Origin of the sequence: Oscillochloris sp. ZM17-4, assembly GCF_019599295.1 — a bacterium.
GTDB lineage: Bacteria > Chloroflexota > Chloroflexia > Chloroflexales > Chloroflexaceae > Oscillochloris.
Genome location: NZ_JAIEWN010000176.1, coordinates 1 through 1245, shown reverse-complemented (window position 1 = coordinate 1245; position 1245 = coordinate 1). Strand labels below are relative to the sequence as shown.

The window sequence follows — 1245 nt, the reverse complement described above, 5'->3', positions numbered from 1 at the left end:
ACTATAGCCCACGCACAGGCCTCATATCGACATTTGCGAAGAGGGGAGCCCCCATGCCAGCATCAAGCCTCGACCAGGGCGAGGCCGTCGCCCTGCTCCGCCAGCTCGTGGCCATCCGCAGCTACCCCGGCGAGGAGCGCGCCGCCCAGCTGGCGGTGGCCGAGTGGCTCACGGCCAGCGGGCTCACGCCAGAGCTGCAGCCGACGCCCAACCAGCAGCCGAACGTGATCGCCCACATCAACAACGGCCCCGGCCCGACCCTGCTCCTCAATGGCCACATCGACACCGTGCTCGCCGTCGAGGGCTGGGACTGTGACCCCTGGCAGGGCAAGCTCGATGGCGACCGGCTCTCCGCCCTCGGCGCGGGCGACATGAAGTCCGGCGTGGTGGTGAATATGCTTGTGGCCCGCGAGCTGCTCCGCCGCCGCGACGAGTGGCGGGGCACGCTGATCTTCAGCTGCGTGACCGACGAGGAGGCCCACTCGCTCGGCGCCCGCGCCCTGATCGCGGGGCTGAAGGCCGACGCCTGCTTCGTCACTGAGCCGAGCTTCGCACAAGCGATCATTGGCGCGCCGGGCAAAGTGCTCCTGCGCGTGACCGCTACTGGCAAGGCGGCCCACGGGTTTATGCCGGAGGAGGGGGTCAACGCCGCGATCGAGCTGGCCCGCTTCGTCGCCCAGGTCTGCGACGCCGCGCCCACCGGCACCCACCCGCGCATCCCCTCATCGCAGACGGTGCTCTCCTTCCACAGCGGCAGCGCCCAGTACGTGATCACCCTGCCCGAGCGGGCCGAGGCCCTGCTCACCCGCCAGATCGTCCCCGGCGAGAGCGCCGCGAGCGTGCTGGCACAGCTGCGGGCCTTCGCCGACAGCCTGCGCTCCCCGGCGAGCTTCGACATCCAGGTCGAGCCGCCCTTCTACCCGCCCTTCGAGTTCAATGTCGCCGGCCACCCCTTCGCCCAGGCATTCAGCCAGGCATCCAGCTCCGTGCTCGGGGCGGAGGTGCCGTTTGGCTACATGGTAGGCGTGAGCGACGCCAACCTGACCAGCGGCGAGGCGGGTATCCCGACGATCGTCTTCGGCCCGCGGGCCGGCGACTTCCACCAGTGTACCGAGTGGGTCGACCTGAGCTCGATCATCCCCTGCGCCGAGGTCATCCTGACGACAGCCCTTGCGATCCTGGCCGGGCCGCAGCGCCCGCCTGCATAATCTCCCTATGTCGCACCGCCGATCCAGCCTGCTCGCC

The 1245-nt window shown here is 70.0% G+C and carries 1 protein-coding gene; it reads left to right on the top strand.

All coding sequences use genetic code 11. The features are described 5' to 3' along the window. Window positions 1-53: 53 nt before the first annotated feature. Window positions 54-1208 carry a M20 family metallopeptidase gene (locus K2Z83_RS28510; protein WP_220598555.1) on the top strand — a complete coding sequence of 385 codons (1155 nt, stop codon included), beginning with the start codon at window positions 54-56 and terminating at the stop codon, window positions 1206-1208. The last annotated feature ends 37 nt before the right edge of the window (window positions 1209-1245 follow it).